Source organism: Domibacillus sp. F004 (genome assembly GCF_057814295.1).
The window spans coordinates 1-305 of the sequence record NZ_JBVATB010000044.1 but is presented as its reverse complement, the minus strand read 5'-3'; the positions used below and the strand labels follow the sequence as shown (position 1 = coordinate 305).

General features: G+C 40.0%; 1 pseudogene. It reads left to right on the top strand.

The features are described 5' to 3' along the window. Window positions 1-157, top strand: a pseudogene (locus ACZYRN_RS19355) (ABC transporter permease); the annotation flags it as partial. Between the last annotated feature and the right edge of the window lie 148 nt (window positions 158-305).

The window sequence follows — 305 nt, the reverse complement described above, 5'->3', positions numbered from 1 at the left end:
ATCCGGGCTTGGCTATTTTAGCCGAAGAATGATGACGCAGTTTGATGGAGCAGCCGTATTTGAACCGATTGTCTTATTATCGGCTGTCGGCATTATATTGTTTGTTATTGTAAAAATTCTTGAAAATAAATCATTAAAATGGAGGAAAACAGAATGAAAAAGTGGATGAAACCAGCAGCCGTAATAATGACAGCAATGATGCTTTCAGCATGTGGCGGTAACACGGGGGAAGAAACATAACCATCAGGCGGAAGTGAGGAAAAGCTGAAAGATGTTAGTATTATGCTTGACTGGTATCCAAATGC